The following is a 19,516-nucleotide window of genomic DNA, read 5'->3' as shown; positions in this document are numbered from 1 at the left end:
TCCTGGGGCGGTCGTAGGCTTGCAGACATGTCGACCCATGCCAAGCGTGAACGACTTCTCCTCGCCGACCTGTTGGAGGCCGAGGGCCCGGACGCCCCGACCCTGTGCGAGGGCTGGAACACCCGTGATCTCGCCGCGCACGTGGTGGTGCGCGAGCGCCGCGCGGACGCCGCGGGCGGGCTCCTGATCAAGCAGCTCGCGCCACGTCTGGAGCGGGTGCAGGCGGAGTTCGCCGAGAAGCCGTACGAGGAGCTGATCCAGCTGATCCGTACCGGTCCACCGCGCTTCTCGCCCTTCTCCCTGAAGCAGATCGACGAGGCCTCGAACACGGTCGAGTTCTACGTCCACACCGAGGACGTACGGCGGGCTCGGCCGGACTGGACGCCGCGCGCGCTGGACCCGGTCTTCCAGGACGCTCTCTGGTCCCGGCTGGAGCGCACGGCGCGCCTCGCCGGCCGGGGCGCCCCGACCGGCCTGGTGCTGCGCCGCCCGGACGGGCAGACGGCGGTCGCCCACCGGGGCACGCCGGTCGTGACGGCGACCGGCGAGCCCTCGGAACTGCTGATGTTCGCACTCGGGCGGCAGCAGGCGGCCGATGTGGAGCTGGAGGGCGACAAGGAAGCGATCGCAAAGCTGCACGAGACGAAGCAGCTGGGCCTCTGATCCAACGGGGCCGCCGACGAAGCCGGGGCTGCCGAGGGACGCGCCGACCGCGAGGGCGGCCGGGCGGCGCGTGGTGTCGCTGCCGTCGACGGCCTTCCGCGGCCGAACCGGTCGGCGAGCGGCGCGAGTCGTTCTCGGTCCCGTCGAACCGACGGCCGCCCAGGGGCGTGGCCTCCCGTCCGGGGCGTCCCCGGGACTCCCGCTGCGGGGGCGTCTCCGAGACTCCTGCTGCGGGGGCGTCCCGGAGCCCCCGCGGCGGGGATCGGCTGAGCCCCGGCCACTGGAACTCAAGCCGTCGGCCGGGGCTCGGTGGCGTGCGTCGACGTCAGCGAACGGGATGCCCCGCGCCCCGCAGGGTCTCCTTCACCTGGCCGATCCGCAGATCCCCGAAGTGGAAGACCGACGCGGCGAGCACCGCGTCGGCGCCCGCGGCGACGGCGGGCGGGAAGTCGGCCAGCCGGCCCGCACCGCCGCTGGCGATGAGCGGCACGGTGACGTGCTTCCGGACGGCCTCGATCATCTCGATGTCGTAGCCGTCCTTCGTGCCGTCCGCGTCCATCGAGTTGAGCAGGATCTCGCCCGCGCCCAGCTCGGCGGCCCGGTGCGCCCATTCGACGGCGTCGATGCCGGTGCCCTTGCGCCCGCCGTGCGTGGTGACCTCGAAGGACCCGCTCTCCGTGCGGCGCGCGTCCACCGACAGGACCAGCACCTGGCGCCCGAACCGCTCCGCGATCTCCCGGATGAGATCGGGCCGGGCGATCGCGGCCGTATTGACCCCGACCTTGTCGGCACCCGCCCGCAGCAGCCTGTCGACGTCCTCGGCGGTGCGCACGCCGCCGCCCACGGTGAGCGGGATGAAGACCTGCTCGGCCGTGCGGCGCACCACGTCGTAGGTGGTCTCGCGGTTGCCGGAGGAGGCGGTGATGTCCAGGAACGTCAGCTCGTCGGCGCCCTCGGCGTCGTACACCTTGGCCATCTCGACGGGGTCGCCCGCGTCGCGCAGGTTCTGGAAGTTGACACCCTTGACGACCCGGCCGTTGTCCACGTCCAGGCAGGGGATGACTCGTACGGCGAGGGTCATGCTGCGGACGCTCCCGGTTCTCCGCCGGGGCGGAACGCCTCCACCTCGACCTCGACGACCAGTCGCGGATCCACGAAGCCGGAGACGATGATCATCGACGCGGCGGGGCGGACGGTGTCGAACAGCTCCTTGTGGGCGCGTCCGACCTCCTCCACGTCCCGGGCATGGGTGAGGTACATGCGCGTACGGACGACGTCGTCACGGCCGAGGCCGAGCTGCTTCAGCGCGGCGAACGCGACGTTGAAGGAGTTGATCGCCTGCTCGTACGGATCGCCGTCGACGATCGCTCCGTCGATCACGGAGGTGCAGCCGGCGACCAGCACCAGGCCGTTGGCCAGTTCGACCGCGCGGGAGTAGCCGAAGACGTCCTCCCAGGGTGCGCCGGTCGAGACGCGTCGTACGTCGCTCACCGGGCCACCGCCTCCAATGCCTCTTCCAGCGTGAACGCCTTGGCGTACAGCGCCTTGCCGACGATGGAGCCCTCGACGCCCAGCGGAACCAGTTCGGCGATGGCGCGCAGGTCGTCCAGGGACGAGACGCCACCGGAGGCGACCACCGGGCGGTCCGTCGAGGCGCACACGTTCTTCAGCAGCTCCAGGTTCGGGCCCTGCAGCGTGCCGTCCTTCGCGATGTCCGTGACGACGTACCGCGCGCAGCCCTCGGAGTCGAGGCGCTCCAGCGTCTCGTAGAGGTCGCCGCCGTCGCGGGTCCAGCCGCGGCCGCGCAGGGTCGTACCGCGGACGTCGAGACCGACCGCGATCCGGTCGCCGTGCCTGCCGATGACCTCGGCGACCCATGCGGGGGTCTCCAGGGCGGCGGTGCCGAGGTTGACTCGGGTGCAGCCGGTGGCGAGGGCGGCGGCCAGGGTCTCGTCGTCGCGGATGCCGCCGGACAGCTCGACCTTGATGTCCATGGCGCCGGTGACCTCGGCGATCAGCTTGCGGTTGTCGCCGGTGCCGAAGGCGGCGTCCAGGTCGACGAGGTGCAGCCACTCGGCGCCCGAGCTCTGCCAGGCGAGGGCGGCCTCAAGGGGGGAGCCGTAAGAAGTTTCGGTCCCGGACTCGCCGTGCACGAGGCGGACGGCCTGGCCGTCGCGGACGTCGACGGCGGGAAGGAGTTCGAGCTTGCTCACAGTGTTCCGATCCAGTTGGTGAGGAGCTGGGCTCCGGCGTCGCCGGACTTCTCGGGGTGGAACTGCGTGGCCCACAGGGCGCCGTTCTCGACGGCCGCCACGAAGGGCTTGCCGTGCGTCGACCAGGTGACCAGGGGGGCGCGCATCGCCGGGTTCGTGACGTCCAGGGACCAGTCGTGGACGGCGTACGAGTGCACGAAGTAGAAGCGCGCGTCGGCGTCGAGCCCCGCGAAGAGCCGCGAGCCGGCCGGCGCCTCGACCGTGTTCCAGCCCATGTGGGGCACGATGTCGGCCTGCAGCGGCTCGACCGTGCCGGGCCATTCGTCGAGGCCCTCGGCCTCCGTGCCGTGCTCGATGCCCCGCGCGAACAGGATCTGCATGCCGACACAGATGCCCATCACCGGTCGGCCACCGGACAGCCGGCGATCGATGATCCAGTCGCCGCGGGCGTCCTTCAGGCCCTTCATGCAGGCGGCGAAGGCGCCGACGCCGGGCACCAGCAGCCCGTCCGCGTTCATCGCCGTGTCGTAGTCACGCGTGATCTCGACCTCGGCTCCCGCGCGCGCGAGGGCACGCTCGGCGGAGCGCACGTTCCCGAAGCCGTAGTCGAAGACGACGACCTTCTTCGAATCGCTCAATTCCACACCTCCAGCCTCATGACGCCCGCGACCAGACACATCGCGGCGCCGAAGGAGAGCAGCACGATGAGGCTCGCGGGCATCTTCTGCTTGACGAAGGAGTAGACACCGCCCAGGAGGAAGAGCCCGACGACGATCAGGATGGTGTTGAGGCCTGTCATGGCTTTACAGCGCGCCCTTCGTGGAGGGGAGGATGCCCGCGGCGCGCGGGTCGCGTTCGGAGGCGTAGCGCAGGGCACGGGCCAGCGCCTTGAACTGGCACTCCACGATGTGGTGCGCGTTGCGCCCGTAGGGCACGTGCACGTGCAGCGCGATCTGGGCCTGGGCGACGAAGGACTCCAGGATGTGCCGGGTCATCGTCGTGTCGTACGCGCCGATCATGGGCGCCATGTTCTCGGGCTCGGTGTGCACGAGGTAGGGGCGGCCCGACAGGTCGACGGTCACCTGGGCGAGCGACTCGTCCAGCGGGACCGTGCAGTTGCCGAACCGGTAGATCCCCACCTTGTCGCCGAGCGCCTGCTTGAAGGCGGCGCCCAGCGCGAGGGCGCTGTCCTCGATGGTGTGGTGCGAGTCGATGTGCAGGTCGCCCTCGGTCTTCACGGTCAGGTCGAACAGACCGTGCCGGCCGAGCTGGTCGAGCATGTGGTCGTAGAAACCGACGCCCGTCGACACGTCGACCGTGCCGGACCCGTCGAGGTCTATCTCGACGAGGACGGAGGTCTCCTTGGTCACCCGTTCCACTCTTCCGACGCGGCTCATGCGCTCTGCTCCTTCGGGGGTCTGGGGGTGTCCCCCACACGACTCGGCAACTCACGGACCGCGTCCAGGAACGCGTCGTTCTCGGCCGGGGTGCCCGCGGAGACCCGCAGCCATCCCGGTACACCGTTGTCCCGGACCAGGACGCCCTGGTCGAGGATCTTCTGCCAGGCCGTGTGGGAGTCCTCGAATCGCCCGAACTGGACGAAGTTCGCGTCGGACTCGATCACTTCGTACCCGATCGCGCGCAGTTCGGTGACCAGCCGGTCCCGCTCGGCCTTCAGCTGCTCCACGTACCCGAGCAGGGTGTCGGTGTGCTCCAGGGCGGCCAGGGCCGTGGCCTGCGCGACGGCCGACAGGTGGTACGGCAGCCGTACGAGCTGGACCGCGTCCACGACGGCGGGGTGCGCGGCGAGGTAGCCGAGGCGCAGTCCGGCCGCGCCGAACGCCTTCGACATCGTCCGCGAGACGACGAGATTCGGCCGACCTTCGATCAGCGGCAGCAGCGAGTCGCCGTGGCTGAACTCGATGTACGCCTCGTCGACCACGACCATCGACGGCCTGGCGGCCTGCGCGGCCTCGTACAGCCCGAGAACCGTCTCGGGCGGCACCGCGTTGCCCGTGGGGTTGTTGGGGGTGGTGATGAAGACGACGTCCGGGCGGCTCTCGGTGACGGCCCGCTCGGCGGCGGCCCGGTCGATCGTGAAGTCCTCGCTCCGGGGACCCGAGATCCAGGCCGTGCCGGTGCCGCGCGCGATGAGCGCGTGCATCGAGTACGAGGGCTCGAAGCCGATCGCCGTACGGCCGGGGCCGCCGAAGGTCTGCAACAGCTGCTGGATGACCTCGTTCGAGCCGTTGGCCGCCCAGACGTTCTCGATGCCGACCTGGTGACCGCCGGTCCTCGTCAGGTACTTGGCCAGCTCGGTGCGCAGCTCCACCGCGTCCCGGTCGGGGTAGCGGTTGAGGGTCCGCGCGGCCTCGCGGACCCGCTCGGCGATCCGCTCGACGAGGGGTTCGGGCAGCGGGTACGGGTTCTCGTTGGTGTTCAGCCGTACGGGCACGTCGAGTTGGGGCGCGCCGTAGGGGGACTTGCCGCGCAGCTCGTCCCGTACGGGAAGATCGTCGATTCCAAAGGTCACTTGCCGGGCACCTTCCAACCGAACCTTGCCTTGATCGCCGCCCCGTGGGCCGGCAGGTCCTCCGCCTCCGCGAGCGTCACCACGTGGCGCGCCACCTCGGCGAGGGCGTCGCGCGTGTAGTCCACGACGTGGATCCCGCGCAGGAAGGACTGGACGCTCAGCCCCGAGGAGTGGCAGGCGCAGCCGCCGGTGGGCAGGACGTGGTTGGAGCCCGCGCAGTAGTCGCCCAGCGACACCGGCGCCCAGGGACCGACGAAGATCGCTCCCGCGTTCTTCACCCGGTCCGCGACGGCGGCCGCGTCCGCCGTCTGGATCTCCAGGTGCTCGGCGCCGTACGCGTCCACCACCCGCAGACCCTCGTCGACGCCGTCGACCAGCACGATCGCCGACTGCCGGCCGCTGAGCGCCGGGACGATCCGGTCCTCGATGTGCTTGGTGGCCGCGACCTGCGCCTCCAGCTCCTTCTCGACCGCCCCGGCCAGCTCGACGGAGTCCGTGACGAGGACGGCGGCGGCCAGCGGGTCGTGCTCGGCCTGGCTGATCAGGTCGGAGGCCACGTGCGCCGGGTCGGCGGTCTCGTCCGCGAGGATCGCGATCTCGGTCGGACCGGCCTCGGTGTCGATGCCGATCTTGCCCGCGAAGTAGCGCTTGGCGGCGGCGACCCAGATGTTGCCGGGACCCATGACCATGTTCGTGGGGGCGCAGGACTCGGTGCCGTACGCGAACATCGCGACGGCGGTCGCGCCACCGGCCGCGTACACCTCGTCGACGCCGAGCAGCGCGCAGGCGGCGAGGATCGTCGGGTGCGGCAGACCGCCGAACTCCGATTGCGCCGGGGACGCGAGGGCGATCGACTCGACGCCCGCCTCCTGCGCCGGGACCACGTTCATGACCACGGTCGACGGATACACGGACCGGCCACCGGGCGCGTACAGCCCCACGCGCTCCACCGGCACCCACTTCTCGGTGACCGAGCCGCCGGGCGCGACCTGCGTGGTGTGCGTGGTGCGGCGCTGCTCGCGGTGGACCAGGCGGGCGCGGCGGACGGACTCCTCCAGGGCCGCGCGCACGGCCGGGTCGAGCTGCTCCAGGGCCTCGGTGAGGGCCCGGGCCGGGACCCGTACGGACTCCAGCCGTACCCCGTCGAACTTCTCCGCGTAGTCGATCAGCGCCGCGTCCCCCCGATGATGCACGGCCTCGCAGATCGGACGCACCTTCTCCAGTGCGGCCTGTACGTCGAAGTCGGCTCGGGGCAGCAGGTCGCGCAGGGCGGAACCCTCGGGGAGGGCGTCGCCGCGCAGATCGATTCGGGAGATCACGGCGTCAATTCTCTCAGACGGCGACAAGGCGCCGGACGCCTGTATCAATGGCTGATACAAGCCGTCCCGGACTCCCCCTGAAGATCCCCGTCACCAGTAGCGTTCGACCCGTCACACAGCGGGCATGAACGGCTGTACGAAACCCGCGAGTAGTTGGGGAGGAAGGGACGTGCCGTGACCGAGGGTGCCGGCATCCGCACCGGGGACCTGCCGGACGAGTTGACCGCCGCCGAGGCCGGGATGTGGCAGGCCTTCCGCAACGGCAGCGTGTACGACCTGCGCAGCGGGGACATGACCGTGGACGATCCGCACGGCGGTCACCCCTGGGGGCCCGAGCGCAGTGTCCGGGCGCGGATCGTGGCGTGGCTGCTGCTCGACGGGCCGCCCGCCCTCCAGGGCCGGGTCGCCTCCCTGAAGCTGACCGGCGTGCTGATCACCGACGTCCTCGACCTGGCGGGCGGCACGGTGGTGCCGTACGTCGAGCTGAAGGGCTGCCGGTTCGAGAAGGAGATCCTGTTCCCGGAGGCCCGCTTCACGACCGTGCGCCTGGTCAACTGCTCGGTGCCGCGCCTGGAGGCGGCCCGGGTGCACACCGAGGGGGATCTGCATCTGCCGCGCTGCCGCTTCCACAACGGGGTGCGGCTGACCGACGCGCACATCGGTACGGATCTGCTGCTCAACCAGGCCGTGGTCTACCGGGACCGGCGCGGCCGTTCGCTCACCGGCGACGGCATGACCGTGGGGCAGGACCTGCAGGCCGAGATGCTGGAGTCGCACGGCGAGCTGAGCCTGCGCGGCGCCACCGTCGGCGTCTCGCTCAGCCTGCGCGGCAGCAAGCTGAACAACCCGTACTCGCGGCTCGCTCTGAACGCCCCCCAGCTGACCGTCAACCGCACGCTCTACATGACCCCCGCGGGCCTCGGCAATCCACTGCTGACCGGCGGCACCACCCCGGCGCGCGGGACGCTGGTGCAGCGCTTCGAGTGCCGGGGCGGGATCCGCCTCGACGACGGGCGGTTCGGGGACGCGGTCGACTTCGAGCGGGCCCGTTTCACCTTCGAGGACGACCAGGAGCTGTCGCTGCTGCGCGTCCAGACGCCGGAGCTGCGTTTCCTCGGGGAGCCTCCCGAGCGGGGCAAGGTGATCCTGTCGGGCGCGCGGATCGTCAATCTCGTCGACCGGGCGGACAGCTGGCCGGGCCCGGGCAATCTGCACATGGGCGGCTTCAGCTACGAGAACCTGGTGCCGCAGGGCGCGTTCCCGCTGACCCGGCGGCTGGAGTGGGTGATGGCGGCGACCGCCGAGTACAGCCCGGAGCCGTACGAACGCCTCGCCACCGTGCTGCGCGACTCCGGCGAGGACGAGGACGCCCGCGAGGTGCTGCTCGCCAAGCAGCGCCGCCGCCGCGAGACCCTGCCGTTCGCGGCCAAGCTGTGGGGGTACGCGCAGGACTGGACGGTCGCCTACGGATACCGGCCCGGCCGGGCCGCCCTGTGGATGGCGGTGCTGTGGGCGGCGACCTCGATCGCCTTCTCGCACGCGAGCCATCCGCCGGTCGACAGCGACCGGCATCCGCCGTGGAACGCCGCCCTGTTCGCCCTGGACCTGCTGCTGCCGGTGATCGACCTGGGTCAGGTGGGTGTCTGGCAGCTGCGCGGCGGCTGGCAGTGGCTGGCCGCGGTGGTGATCCTCCTCGGCTGGATCCTGGCGACGACGGTGGCGGCGGGGGCGACACGACTGCTGCGCCGCAGCTGAGGGGCTCGCAGGGGACCGGCCGACCACTCTGTTGACAGTGGTTCAATAGTAGAACAACAGTCACTTTTTACTCACCCTTGACTGATCAACGTACAACCAAACGAGGGTTACGAAAGTGTCACCGCCCACCCTCTGGTACAGCTCCGACCTGCGGTTTTCAATGGTCGACACCATGGCACTGCTGCGCGCGCTCATCCGTACGGCTCGGATGGCCAGGAACACTTCGCGCCTCGCCGCCGGACTGCCCGCCGACGACGAGGTACTGCTGGACGCCCCGGACGAACGGCTCGGCCCGGCCCTCGTCGCGGCGGGCCGCGGCGAGTACGACGCCGCCGCCAAACTGCTCGCCACCACCCGCGAGGCCGCCGAGTGGGAGAACCGCGACCGGTACGCGATGCGTCTGGCGGCCTTCGCGCGCTCCCGCGACGAGTGGCTCCAGGCCTGGCAGAACGAGTCCCCGCACGACCCGGACGCCCTGCTCGTCAAGGCCGAGCTCGCGGTGCGCCGCTGGTGGGACTCCCCCGCCCGCGCGGAACTGCTGCGCGAGGTCGGCCCGCTGATCGGCGCCGCCGCCGAGGGCGACCCGCGCGACCCGGTGCCCTGGCGGATCGCGCTCGACCACGCCCGTGGCACCAACGCCGGGCACACCGAGTTCGAGAAGCTGTGGGGCGAGGCCGTACGCCGCTCCCCGCACCACTACGGCTGCCATGTGGCCGCCCTGAAGTACCTGTCGGCCGCCTGGTACGGCTCGCACCGCGAGTGCTTCGACTTCGCCGAGCGGGCGGCACAGGACGCGCTGCCCGGTTCGCTGGTCCAGGCGCTGCCGGTCCGCGCGGCCTTCGCCTATCTGACCGAGACCGGCCGGGCGGTGGTACCGCGCGAGCGGCTCGACACGGCGGCCGACCTCGCGATCGCGGTCTCGGCGACCTACGCGGCCGCCGACCCGTGGCCCGCCGAGGTCCGCAACCTCCTCACCTACGTCCTGATCAGGCTGGAGCGCTGGCAGGACGCCCTCGACCAGCTCCGCCTGATCGGCCCGTACGCGACCTCGTTCCCCTGGGACCGGGTCTCCGACGACCCGCTGGGCCAGTTCCTGGAACTGCGCGACGGAGTCCGCCTGGAGGTCGCCGCGGGCATGCCCCTGCATCCACGGAGTGAGCACGGCGGACGTGCCCCCTCCGCCGACGACTAGGCTTTCGCGTCGTGACCACCGTCCGGCTCCCACTCTTCCCGCTGAACTCGGTTCTGTTCCCGGGGCTCGTGCTTCCTCTGAACATCTTCGAGGAGCGCTATCGCGCCATGATGCGCGAGTTGCTCAAGACCCCCGAGGACGAACCGCGCCGGTTCGCCGTCGTCGCCATCCGCGACGGCCACGAGGTCGCGCCCTCCTCGCACGGCTTGCCGGACCAGACGGCGGTGCCGCAGCGCGGTCCCGCGGCCGGTTTCGGCGACGACCCGCTCAAGGCCTTCCACGAGGTGGGCTGTGTCGCCGACGCCGCCACCATCCGGGAGCGCCCCGACGGCAGCTTCGAGGTCCTCGCCACCGGCACGACACGGGTACGGCTCCTGTCGGTGGACGCCTCCGGTGCCTTCCTGACGGCCGAACTGGAGGAGCTGCCGGAGCAGCCGGGCGACGAGGCGGGCGCGCTTGCCGAGGGGGTCCTGCGGGCCTTCCGCCAGTACCAGAAGCGGCTGGCGGGCGCCCGCGAACGCTCGCTTGCCACCGGCGCGGACCTCCCCGACGACCCGGCGGTGGTCTCCTACCTGGTGGCAGCCGCCGTGATGCTCGACATCCCCGCGAAGCAGAAGCTGCTCCAGGCCACCGACACGGCCACGCGCCTGCGCGAGGAGCTGAAACTCCTGCGCGCCGAGACCGCGATCATCCGTAATCTGCCGTCGTTGCCGGCGTCCGAACTGACGCGCGGCCCGACCAGTCTCAACTGAAGGCATCGGCACCTTGGCGAAGAAGTCGAAGAAGCAGCAGCAGTCCGGGGGCACGCCCGCGACGGTGGCCCTGACGGCGGCGGGCGTCACGTACACGGTCCACGCGTACGAGCACGACCCCGCCCACCCCTCCTACGGCGAGGAGGCCGCCGAGGCGATGGGCGTCTCGCCGGACCGGGTCTTCAAGACGCTGGTGGCGGACGTGGACGGCGCCCTGGTGGTCGCGGTGGTCCCCGTGGCCGGCTCCCTGGACCTGAAGGCCCTGGCCACGGCGGTGGGCGGCAAGCGCGCCGCCATGGCCGACCCGGCCGCCGCCGAACGCACCACGGGCTATGTCCGTGGCGGCATCTCCCCCTTGGGCCAGCGCAGGAAACTCCGCACGGTCCTGGACGAGTCCGCCCACCTGCACACCACGATCTGTGTCTCGGCGGGGCGCCGCGGCCTGGAGGTGGAGCTCGCCCCCGACGACTTGGCGACACTCACGGAAGCGGTGTCCGCCCCGGTCGCCCGTGCGTGACCCCTCGACGGGTGCCCCGTCCTCGGCTAAGCACAAAAGGCATGTCGAAGAAAACCCGCAAACGCAAGTGGCGCACCAAAAAAGGCCGCTCCAACCACGGCCACCGCCCGGCCTGACCCAGCCCGAAGGGGCGCGAGGAACTGCGCGACCAGCCCCCACCCACCCGCAGCCAAAACCCGACCACCGCAGGTCAAGGGGCGAAGCCCCGACCCGAGGGGCGCGAGGAACTGCGCGACCAACCCCCACCCACCCGCAGCCAAAACCCGACCACCGGGGGTCTGGGGGCGGAGCCCCCAGGTTCGGGATGGGTCGGGTAGGGGCGGCGGGGGCGAGAAAACCCGCCCGGCCCCGCCGGAGCCCCCCGCTCAGACCGCCGGAGGCTCCCGCTCAGACCGCCGGAGGCTCCGGCGGGGCCGCAGCCGCGTACGGACTCGCATAGGGATCCGGATCCCGGGGCCCGAACAACGCGGTCAGCCCAAGATGAACCACCAGCCCCGCCAGGGACCACGCCAACAACGCCCCCTTCGCCCCCAGCTTCAACGGCGCGGAGAAGGTCACCCCCTTGCCCACGGCCTTGGCATGGGCGACCACGTTCTGCGTGGGCCCGAGCCAGATCCCGACCCGCCAGGCGAGCAACGACCCGAGCACACCCCCGACCCCCAGCGCCACGACCAGCGGCACACCCCCACGCCGCCGCACCAGAAACACCACCACCGCACAGACCGCCCCGAACCCGAGCGCCAGCAGCGTGAACGTCCCGTCGACCCCGATGGCCTGCTCCCCCTCGGTGTCCTTCAGATACACCGCGCTGTCGTCCGCGACCAACGGCACATGCGGCGCCAGCCACGACCACAGCACCCCGAGCAGCACACCCGCGATCGCCACCGCCACCGTCACGACGGCGGCCTCCCGCACTTCCGTCTTCATCCCGGGCCCGTCCTGTTCGTACCCGACGCTCCCCGCGGCGCCACCGGCGGGCGGTGCCTGCCAGGCGTCGGCGTCGTCGGAGGGCGGTTGATGCGGCGGCGGAGGCGGCGTCAGCGGTGCGGTCACCCTGCCATCGTGCCAGGCGTGGCTGTCAGCCGCGTCACCGGACGGCCGCCCGACGGTACGCCCAGGTCGCCACGGCCAGCGAGGCCACCCCGACGCCCGCGCAGACCGCGAGGTCACCGAGGACGAAGGCCCAGTCCGGGTGCGCCCCGAAGCTGCGCGCGAAAGCCTCGACCCCGTACGTGGAGGGCAGCAGATCACGGGCGTACTGCACCACCGTCGGCAGCCGGTCCGCCGGCAGCACCCCGAGCAGCAGCGCCGCCGACATCCCGAGCTGTCCCAGCAGCGTGGCGAGTTCGGGCCGCGGCGCGAGCAGCCCGAGCGCCGCCCCGAGCCCGGCGAGCGCGGCCCCCGCGAGCGGGATCACCGCGGCGAGCACCCACAGGTGGGCCATCGGCAGCCCGAAGAGCACACAGCCGAAGACGGCGGTGACAAGGGTCCCGGGCACGGTGAAGGACGCGTACGCGCCCGCGGCGCCCAGCACGACGGCGGACGGCGGCACGGGCAGGGTCGCGTAGTGGTCGAGCCCGCCGTCGGCCCGCAGGTGTCCGAAGTACTGCGCGAGGAGGTTGAGCCCGACGAAGGCGACCACCAGGACCGACGCCCCGGCCACGATGGAACGGGCCTCGCCCCCGCCGTCCACCACGCCCCGCATCATGACCATGATCCCGACGGACTGCACCGTGGCCACGAACAGCAGCGGAATCCGCGCCACCCGCGCCCGGGAGAGCTGAGCCCGGTACACGGCGGCGAGCGCGGGCGCGAACCGCGCCCGCGGCCCGAGCTCCACCGCGTCCTCGAACTCCTCGGCAACGGACAGCGCGCTGCCGCCCGTCAGCACCTCAGCGGGTACGACACTCATGTCGAGCTGCTCCTCTGCACTTCGGCAGCCGTGCTGTTCCTGTTGCGCACACCGTGGGCCACGCCGTTCGCCCGGCCCACCACGCCCGTCCGCGTCCCCGTCCGTACAGACTCCCCTACGGATTCCGGGCCCCTCGTGCTCACGACTTCACCAGCCCCTGCGTGTTGCCGCCGAGCGCGAGGTACACGTCCTCCAGGCTCGGCGTGGTCAGGGTGAAGTCGTCGAGCGCGGCGAAGGCGGCGCCTCCGGTGACCGTGGCGACGGCCGCGCGGGCCTCCTCCGGGGCGAGCCGCAGCGTCCAGCGGCGGCCCGACTCGACGGCGCGGGCGCGCAGCGCGGCGACCTCGGGCACGTCCAGCGGAGCGTTCTCGCGCCAGACGAGTTCGACCCGCACCTCGCCCGCGACCCGCTCCTTCAGCCCGGCTGGGGTGTCGCAGGCGATGACACGGCCCCGGTCCAGGACGGCGACCCGGTCGAGGACGGTCTCGGCCTCGATGACGTTGTGGGTGACCAGCAGCACGGTCGTACCCTGCTCGGCCCGGCGCCGGTCGACGGCGGTCCAGACGGCGCGCCGGGCGACGGGGTCCATGCCGGTGGTCGGCTCGTCGAGAACGAGCAGCGGCCGCCGGCCGACCAGCGCGGAGGCGAAGCAGGCCAGCCGCCGCTGCCCGCCGGAGAGCTTCTTCAGGGGGCGGGAGGCGAGCGGCGTGAGACCCAGCTCGTCGAGCACGGCGTCCCGCTCGATCCGCGCCTCGCGCAGTTCCAGTCCGCGCAGCCGCCCGGTCGTCTCCGCGGCCAGCGACACGGTCAGCTCGTCGAGGGCGGTGGACTCCTGCCCGAGGTACGCGAGGATCCGCGCAGCCCGCTCGGGGTGGCGCACGATGTCGTGCCCGAGGATCTCGACCGTGCCGCTGTCGGGGCGCATCAGCCCGGTCAGTTGGCGTACGAGGGTCGACTTGCCGGCGCCGTTGGGCCCGAGCAGTCCGAAGATCTCACCGCGCCGGATGTCCAGTCGTACGCCGTCGGTGGCCCGCACCTCGGGTGTGCCGGGGGTGCCACGGCGTCCTCGTACGGCCGGGTACGTCTTGGTCAACGCGCGCACCGAGCACACGACATCGCCCCTGTGCCCGTTCCGGACTGCCTGTGCCGTGCGCGTACTCACGAAGGACGAGCCTACGGGGTCCGATGCCCCGTTATGCGCCCGGGGCCCTTGAGAGCCGCCCTGTGAGGGGCGCGGCGAACCGCGCGACCAGCCCCCACCCACCCGCGGAAAAAGAACACAGCCGGGGTTCCGGGGCTCGGCCCCGGTCGGCCCCGGTCACTCCCCGGCAGGGGCATGCTCGGCCGCCGTACGGACATCGATCTCGCGCCAGAACCCCGCCCGGATCGCATACCGGTCGTGCTCGTCGATCTGGTCGTCCTTGTGCGCGAGCAGTCCGAAGCGCGCGGCGTAGCGCAGCAGCTCGCCGTCCACGCGGTGCGGAACCCGCGGGTACATCGTGGACAGCTTCTGCAGATGGCTCGGGTCGGTGAGGCGCCCCATCCAACGGCGTGCGAAGACCTGTCCCACCTCGTACGGATCGCCGCCGACCGTGGTGATGTCCTCCTCGCGGTCGGCCCAGCGCTGCTCGGCGGAGGTGAGCTGGGCGAGCGTGGGCAGCGCGGCGGCCTCCTGCGACTCCGTGGCGCCCCCGGGCCGCTCGATCCACCCCTTGTCGGACGACCAGCGCAGCGTGGCGCTCGCGGGGGGCTGGGCGGTCTGGACGCCGGGTGCGCGCAGCGCGGCGAGGTCCTTCGGTGTGGGCACGCCCTTGGGGGCGGGAACCCGCTCCTCGGCGCCGTTCTGCGACTCGGCCGCCGGGCCGTGTTCGGGTTCCTGCGCGGGCCGCTCGGCCGCCCCGGTGAGCGCCGCGTCGGGCAGCGGCGCGGAGAGGATCGCGGCGATCTCGGGGCGCGGCACGGGCTGCGGCGCGCAGATCCCGCCGACTTCCTTGGCCCGTACGGCTTTGGTGATCCAGGCCCGGTCCAGCACCCGGCGCTCGTCGGCCTCGGCGACCAGGTCCTCGGACTGGTTGTAGTCGCCGTCCGCGGCCTGTACGGCCCACAGGTGTACGGCGACCCCGTGTTCCTTGGCGGCCATCATGCCCGGCAGCAGATCCCCGTCGCCGGTCACCAGGACCACGTCGGAGCAGGCGCGGTTGCGGGCCAGCTCGGTCAGTTCGGCGTGCATGGCGGCGTCGACGCCCTTCTGCGCCCACCGCCCGTCACTTCGGGTCAGGGCGCCCAGGCGGACCGTCACCCGTGGCATCACGCGCAGCCTGCGGTGTTCCGGCTGCGGTACGCGGTCGGGGGCGCCGTCGAACCAGTAGATGCGCAGCAGGGGCCGCTCCGTGTCGGACTCGGCGCGCTCGCGCAGGCCCTGGATCAGGGCGGCGTGGTCGACGGTGATCCGGGATCGCGAAGGTTCCCCGGCGAGGAGACTGGCGGCAGCCCCGAGCAGATACCCGGCGTCCACCAGGACGATGCAGCGGTCCACGCGGTCCACCCTCTTTCCGGTTCCGGGAGGTTTGCTTCGGGCTTCCTTCGAGTCTGCCCGACCGCGGAGAGGTTAACGGCCCGAACTCGATCTTCGGCGTGGCGTATCGGGAGATAACGCTCCGACGGGGCTTATTACGCACGGTAATTCTCCGAAATGCACTGCTTGTCAGGCTATGTGAATCTGGTTCCGGCCCTGGCCCCTAGAGCCCCACAGGAGGCAATCACCATGGCCAAGAACAAGAACCGCAAGCAGGGCGGCCAGCAGGACCGCTCCTCGCAGGCCGAGCGCGCGCAGGAGCAGGCGCAGCGGTCCTCGACGGAGGCGCACACGCCGATGTCGCAGGCGCAGGGCAACCCCTCGGATATCGCCCGCAAGCACCAGAAGCGCTTCGGCCACAACTGAGGCCGCGCGTAAGGGCTGTTGAAGCCCGGACACACACCGAGGGGCGCATCCGGCAGCGGATGCGCCCCTCGCGTACATCATCTGATCCTGTCGGCCCGCCCGATCCCGTCAGCCCGCCAGGCAGGACGGGCCGAGCAGCACCTTCAAGTCGCCGAACAGCGCCGGGTCCGGCTTCACCCGGTGCCGGTCGAGCCGCAGGACGGTGGTCTTGCGCGGGCCCTGGAGCCTGATGCGCACCTCGCTCTCGCCCCTGTGGTGGCTGAGGATCTCGCCGAGGCGGCTCACCATCGGCGGGGTGACCTTCAGCGCCGGGATGGTGAGGATCACGGGCGCGTTGGTGCCCGCGTTGGACAGGTCCGGGACCTGGAGCTCCATCGCGACCAGCCGCGGCACGTCCTCGCGCTTGTCGAGGCGTCCCTTGACGAAGACGACGGCGTCCTCGACCAGTTGGGTCGACACCAACTGGTACGTCGCCGGGAAGAACATGCACTCGATGGAGCCCGCGAGGTCCTCGACCGTGGCGATCGCCCAGGCGTTGCCCTGCTTGGTCATCTTGCGCTGCAGACCCGAGATGATGCCGCCGATGGTGACGACGGCGCCGTCCGCGTGCTCACCTCCGGTGAGCTGGGAGATGCCCGCGTCGGCCTTGTCGGACAGCACGTGTTCCAGGCCGAACAGCGGGTGGTCGGAGACGTACAGACCGAGCATCTCCCGCTCCTGGGCGAGCAGATAGCCCTTCTCCCACTCGTCGGTGGTGAACTCCACGTCGAGCCCGAAGCCGGGCTCGTCGGTGTCCTCCTCGCCCATGCCTCCGAAGAGGTCGAACTGGCCCTCGGCCTCCTTGCGCTTGACCGCGACCACGTTGTCGATCATCGAGTCGAAGTGCGCGGTCAGTCCCTTGCGGGTGTGCCCCATCGTGTCGAAGGCGCCCGCCTTGATCAGCGACTCCGTGGTCCGCTTGTTGCAGGCGACCGCCTCGACCTTGTCCAGGTAGTCCGGGAAGGAGCCGTACTTCCCCTTGGCCTTGCGGCTGCGGATGATCGACTCGACCACGTTCGTACCGACGTTGCGGACGGCTTCGAGGCCGAACAGGATGACGTCGTCACCCTGGGCGGCGAAGTTGTGCACCGACTCGTTGACGTTGGGCGGCAGCACCTTGATGCCCATGCGCCGGCACTCGTTCAGATAGATCGCGGACTTGTCCTTGTCGTCCTTGACCGAGGTGAGCAGGCCCGCCATGTACTCGGCGGGGTAGTTCGCCTTCAGGTAGGCGGTCCAGTACGAGACCAGGCCGTACGCGGCCGAGTGGGCCTTGTTGAAGGCGTAGCCGGCGAAGGGGACCAGGACGTCCCACAGGGCCTGGATCGCCTCGTCGCTGTAGCCGTTCTTGCGGGCGCCCGCCTGGAAGATGCTGAAGTTCTTCGCCAGCTCGTCGGGCTTCTTCTTGCCCATCACGCGGCGGAGGATGTCGGCCTCGCCGAGCGAGTACCCGGCGATGATCTGGGCGGCCTTCTGCACCTGCTCCTGGTACACGATCAGGCCGTAGGTGACCGCCAGGACCTCCTGGAGGGGCTCCTCCAGCTCCTTGTGGATCGGCGTGATCTCCTGCAGCTTGTTCTTGCGGAGCGCGTAGTTCGTGTGCGAGTCCATGCCCATCGGGCCGGGACGGTAGAGCGCCGAGACGGCGGAGATGTCTTCGAAGTTGTCGGGCTTCATCAGGCGCAGCAGCGAGCGCATGGGTCCGCCGTCGAACTGGAAGACGCCCAGGGTCTCGCCGCGCTGGAGCAGTTCGAAGGTCGTCGGATCGTCGAGCGGGAGGGCCAGCAGGTCGAGGTCGATGCCCTTGTTGGACTTCACCATCTTGACGGCGTCGTCCATGATCGTCAGGTTGCGCAGGCCGAGGAAGTCCATCTTCAGCAGGCCGAGCGACTCGCACTGCGGGTAGTCCCACTGCGTGATGGTCACGCCGTCGGTGTGCCGCACCCAGACCGGGGCATGGTCGACGATGGGCTCGCTGGACATGATGACGCCGGCGGCGTGCACGCCCATCTGCCGGACCAGTCCCTCGACGCCCTTGGCCGTGTCGATGACCTTCTTCACGTCCGGCTCGTTCTCGTACATCGCCCGGATCTCGCCGGCCTCGCTGTAGCGCGGGTGCGAGGAGTCGGTGATGCCGCTGAGGTCGATGCCCTTGCCGAGGACGTCGGCGGGCATCGCCTTGGTGAGGCGGTCGCCCATCGCGTACGGGTAGCCCAGCACGCGCGCGGAGTCCTTGATGGCGTTCTTCGCCTTGATCTTGCCGTACGTGCCGATCATGGCGACCTTGTCGGCGCCGTACTTCTCGGTCACGTACCTGATCACCTCGACGCGCCTGCGCTCGTCGAAGTCGATGTCGACGTCGGGCATGGAGACGCGCTCGGGGTTCAGGAACCGCTCGAAGATCAGACCGTGCGGGATCGGGTCGAGGTCGGTGATGCCCATGGCGTACGCGACGATCGAACCGGCCGCGGAGCCTCGGCCGGGGCCCACCGCGATGCCCTGCTTCTTGGCCCACATGATGAAGTCGGCGACGACGAGGAAGTACCCCGGGAACCCCATCTGGATGATGACGTCCATCTCGTACTCGGCCTGCTTCTGGCGGTCGTCGGGGACGCCGCCGGGGAAGCGGCGCTCCATGCCGAGGCGCACCTCCTCCTGGAACCAGGTGACCTCGGTGTACCCCTCGGGGATGTCGAACTTCGGCATGAGGTTCTTCGCCTCGAACATGCCGGTGGTGTCGATCTGCTCGGCCACCAGGAGCGTGTTGGCGCAGCCCTGCTGCCAGGCGTCCGAGGAGTCGACCGCGTACATCTCGTCCGTGGACTTCAGGTAGTAGCCGGTGCCGTCGAAGCGGAAGCGGTCCGGGTCGGAGAGGTTCTTGCCGGTCTGGATGCACAGCAGGGCGTCGTGGGCGGTCGCCTCGTGCGCGTACGTGTAGTGCGAGTCGTTCGTCACCAGGGGCGGGATGCCGAGCTTCTTGCCGATGTCCAGGAGGCCGTCGCGGACCCGGCGCTCGATCTCGATGCCGTGGTCCATCAGCTCCAGGAAGTAGCGGTCCTTGCCGAAGATGTCCTGGTACTCGGAGGCCGCCTTCAGCGCCTCGTCGTACTGACCGAGGCGCAGCCGGGTCTGGAGCTCGCCGGAGGGGCAGCCGGTGGAGGCGATGAGCCCCTCGGACCACTGGGAGATGGTCTCCTTGTCCATGCGGGGCCACTTCTGCAGCCAGCCCTCGGCGTACGCGTCCGAGGAGAGCCGGAAGAGGTTGTGCAGGCCCGTCGCGTTGGCCGCCCAGATCGTCTTGTGCGTGTAACCACCCGAACCGGACACGTCGTCGCGCTTCTGGTGCGGCTGGCCCCACTGGATCTTGCGCTTGTTGCGCCGGGACTCCGGGGCGACGTACGCCTCGATGCCGATGATCGGCGTGACGCCCGCCTTCTTGGCCGTATGGAAGAAGTCGTACGCCCCGTGGAGGTTGCCGTGGTCGCTCATGGCGATGTGGGTCATGCCCATCTCGTTGCAGGCATTGAACATGTCCTTGAGCCGCGCGGCACCGTCCAGCAGCGAGTACTGGGTGTGGACGTGCAGGTGCGTGAACGGCGGCTTTGACACGGCTTCGGCCTCCAAGAAGAACAGATGTCGACAGGCTGCGGACAGTCTGGGGGGACAGCGTCGAAGTCTAT

At 70.8% G+C, this 19,516-nt stretch carries 19 protein-coding genes; 6 read left to right on the top strand and 13 right to left on the bottom strand.

Features of this window, described 5'->3' with window-relative positions; translation table 11 throughout:
• The first annotated feature begins 27 nt into the window (after positions 1-27).
• Positions 28-663: a TIGR03085 family metal-binding protein gene (locus RV986_RS38370; RefSeq protein ID WP_475921779.1), complete on the top strand. Its 636-nt coding sequence runs from the start codon at positions 28-30 to the stop codon at positions 661-663.
• 325 nt (positions 664-988) lie between these two features.
• Here the strand turns inward: RV986_RS38370 and hisF are convergent, their stop codons facing one another.
• The 8 genes from hisF to hisD are packed head-to-tail and all read right to left on the bottom strand — an operon-like array spanning position 989 to position 6,728.
• Positions 989-1,744 carry an imidazole glycerol phosphate synthase subunit HisF gene (hisF, locus tag RV986_RS38365; protein ID WP_475921778.1) on the bottom strand — a complete coding sequence of 252 codons (756 nt, stop codon included), beginning with the start codon at positions 1,742-1,744 and terminating at the stop codon, positions 989-991.
• Positions 1,741-2,154, bottom strand: coding sequence for a RidA family protein (locus tag RV986_RS38360; protein ID WP_475921777.1), 414 nt, complete (start codon positions 2,152-2,154; stop codon positions 1,741-1,743). Before RV986_RS38360 ends, hisF begins: the two co-directional genes overlap by 4 nt.
• A complete protein-coding gene (gene priA / locus RV986_RS38355) occupies positions 2,151-2,876 on the bottom strand; it encodes a bifunctional 1-(5-phosphoribosyl)-5-((5-phosphoribosylamino)methylideneamino)imidazole-4-carboxamide isomerase/phosphoribosylanthranilate isomerase PriA (RefSeq protein WP_475921776.1) in 726 nt (241 codons plus the stop codon). Before priA ends, RV986_RS38360 begins: the two co-directional genes overlap by 4 nt.
• On the bottom strand, positions 2,873-3,520 hold the full coding sequence (gene hisH, locus RV986_RS38350) for an imidazole glycerol phosphate synthase subunit HisH (protein WP_475921775.1): 648 nt from the start codon (positions 3,518-3,520) through the stop codon (positions 2,873-2,875). Before hisH ends, priA begins: the two co-directional genes overlap by 4 nt.
• Positions 3,511-3,675: a hypothetical protein gene (locus tag RV986_RS38345; protein ID WP_475921774.1), complete on the bottom strand. Its 165-nt coding sequence runs from the start codon at positions 3,673-3,675 to the stop codon at positions 3,511-3,513. The genes hisH and RV986_RS38345 overlap by 10 nt, the downstream gene beginning before the upstream one ends.
• A 4-nt stretch (positions 3,676-3,679) precedes the next feature.
• A complete protein-coding gene (gene hisB / locus RV986_RS38340; protein WP_475921773.1) occupies positions 3,680-4,273 on the bottom strand; it encodes an imidazoleglycerol-phosphate dehydratase HisB in 594 nt (197 codons plus the stop codon).
• Complete coding sequence (locus tag RV986_RS38335; RefSeq protein ID WP_475921772.1) at positions 4,270-5,409, bottom strand: histidinol-phosphate transaminase; 1,140 nt, start codon at positions 5,407-5,409, stop codon at positions 4,270-4,272. The genes hisB and RV986_RS38335 overlap by 4 nt, the downstream gene beginning before the upstream one ends.
• Entirely contained in the window at positions 5,406-6,728 is a 1,323-nt protein-coding gene (gene hisD, locus RV986_RS38330) for a histidinol dehydrogenase (RefSeq protein ID WP_475921771.1), read from the bottom strand. Before hisD ends, RV986_RS38335 begins: the two co-directional genes overlap by 4 nt.
• A gap of 174 nt (positions 6,729-6,902) precedes the next feature.
• On the opposite strand from hisD, the gene RV986_RS38325 reads away from it, so the two are divergent.
• The 4 genes from RV986_RS38325 to ybaK all read left to right on the top strand — a co-directional run bounded on the left by RV986_RS38325 (position 6,903) and on the right by ybaK (position 10,944).
• The gene (locus RV986_RS38325; protein ID WP_475921770.1) at positions 6,903-8,483 is read left to right on the top strand and encodes an oxidoreductase; all 1,581 of its coding nucleotides are present in this window, start codon (positions 6,903-6,905) and stop codon (positions 8,481-8,483) included.
• A gap of 172 nt (positions 8,484-8,655) precedes the next feature.
• The gene (locus RV986_RS38320; protein ID WP_475924583.1) at positions 8,656-9,675 is read left to right on the top strand and encodes a hypothetical protein; all 1,020 of its coding nucleotides are present in this window, start codon (positions 8,656-8,658) and stop codon (positions 9,673-9,675) included.
• Between the two features lie 11 nt (positions 9,676-9,686).
• A complete protein-coding gene (locus RV986_RS38315; RefSeq protein ID WP_475921769.1) occupies positions 9,687-10,427 on the top strand; it encodes an LON peptidase substrate-binding domain-containing protein in 741 nt (246 codons plus the stop codon).
• Positions 10,428-10,440: 13 nt separating this feature from the next.
• On the top strand, positions 10,441-10,944 hold the full coding sequence (gene ybaK / locus RV986_RS38310) for a Cys-tRNA(Pro) deacylase (RefSeq protein ID WP_475921768.1): 504 nt from the start codon (positions 10,441-10,443) through the stop codon (positions 10,942-10,944).
• A gap of 387 nt (positions 10,945-11,331) precedes the next feature.
• Here ybaK and RV986_RS38305 read toward each other — a convergent pair whose 3' ends face one another.
• From RV986_RS38305 to RV986_RS38290, 4 genes are all read right to left on the bottom strand, one after another.
• Positions 11,332-11,997, bottom strand: a complete 666-nt coding sequence (locus RV986_RS38305; protein WP_475921767.1) for an AAA family ATPase — start codon at positions 11,995-11,997, stop codon at positions 11,332-11,334.
• 34 nt (positions 11,998-12,031) lie between these two features.
• On the bottom strand, positions 12,032-12,856 hold the full coding sequence (locus RV986_RS38300; protein WP_475921766.1) for an ABC transporter permease: 825 nt from the start codon (positions 12,854-12,856) through the stop codon (positions 12,032-12,034).
• 139 nt (positions 12,857-12,995) lie between these two features.
• Complete coding sequence (locus tag RV986_RS38295; RefSeq protein WP_475921765.1) at positions 12,996-14,018, bottom strand: ABC transporter ATP-binding protein; 1,023 nt, start codon at positions 14,016-14,018, stop codon at positions 12,996-12,998.
• A 156-nt stretch (positions 14,019-14,174) separates the two neighbouring features.
• A complete protein-coding gene (locus RV986_RS38290) occupies positions 14,175-15,392 on the bottom strand; it encodes an NYN domain-containing protein (RefSeq protein WP_475921764.1) in 1,218 nt (405 codons plus the stop codon).
• Between the two features lie 228 nt (positions 15,393-15,620).
• Here RV986_RS38290 and RV986_RS38285 point away from each other — a divergent pair, with 228 nt between their 5' ends.
• A complete protein-coding gene (locus RV986_RS38285; protein ID WP_475921763.1) occupies positions 15,621-15,797 on the top strand; it encodes a hypothetical protein in 177 nt (58 codons plus the stop codon).
• A 108-nt stretch (positions 15,798-15,905) separates the two neighbouring features.
• Here the strand turns inward: RV986_RS38285 and dnaE are convergent, their stop codons facing one another.
• A complete protein-coding gene (gene dnaE / locus RV986_RS38280; protein WP_475921762.1) occupies positions 15,906-19,445 on the bottom strand; it encodes a DNA polymerase III subunit alpha in 3,540 nt (1,179 codons plus the stop codon).
• Between the last annotated feature and the right edge of the window lie 71 nt (positions 19,446-19,516).

Source organism: Streptomyces sp. RLA012 (assembly GCF_056270325.1).
This window is presented reverse-complemented; position numbering and strand designations above follow the sequence as displayed.

Excerpts from the sequence above, each read along its gene's own strand:
- RV986_RS38370 (WP_475921779.1), top strand. The coding sequence starts at position 28 with ATGTCGACCCATGCCAAGCGTGAACGACTTCTCCTCGCCGACCTGTTG.
- hisF (WP_475921778.1), bottom strand. The coding sequence starts at position 1,744 with ATGACCCTCGCCGTACGAGTCATCCCCTGCCTGGACGTGGACAACGGC.
- RV986_RS38345 (WP_475921774.1), bottom strand. The coding sequence starts at position 3,675 with ATGACAGGCCTCAACACCATCCTGATCGTCGTCGGGCTCTTCCTCCTG.
- hisB (WP_475921773.1), bottom strand. The coding sequence starts at position 4,273 with ATGAGCCGCGTCGGAAGAGTGGAACGGGTGACCAAGGAGACCTCCGTC.
- RV986_RS38320 (WP_475924583.1), top strand. The coding sequence starts at position 8,656 with ATGGCACTGCTGCGCGCGCTCATCCGTACGGCTCGGATGGCCAGGAAC.
- RV986_RS38300 (WP_475921766.1), bottom strand. The coding sequence starts at position 12,856 with ATGAGTGTCGTACCCGCTGAGGTGCTGACGGGCGGCAGCGCGCTGTCC.
- RV986_RS38285 (WP_475921763.1), top strand. The coding sequence starts at position 15,621 with ATGGCCAAGAACAAGAACCGCAAGCAGGGCGGCCAGCAGGACCGCTCC.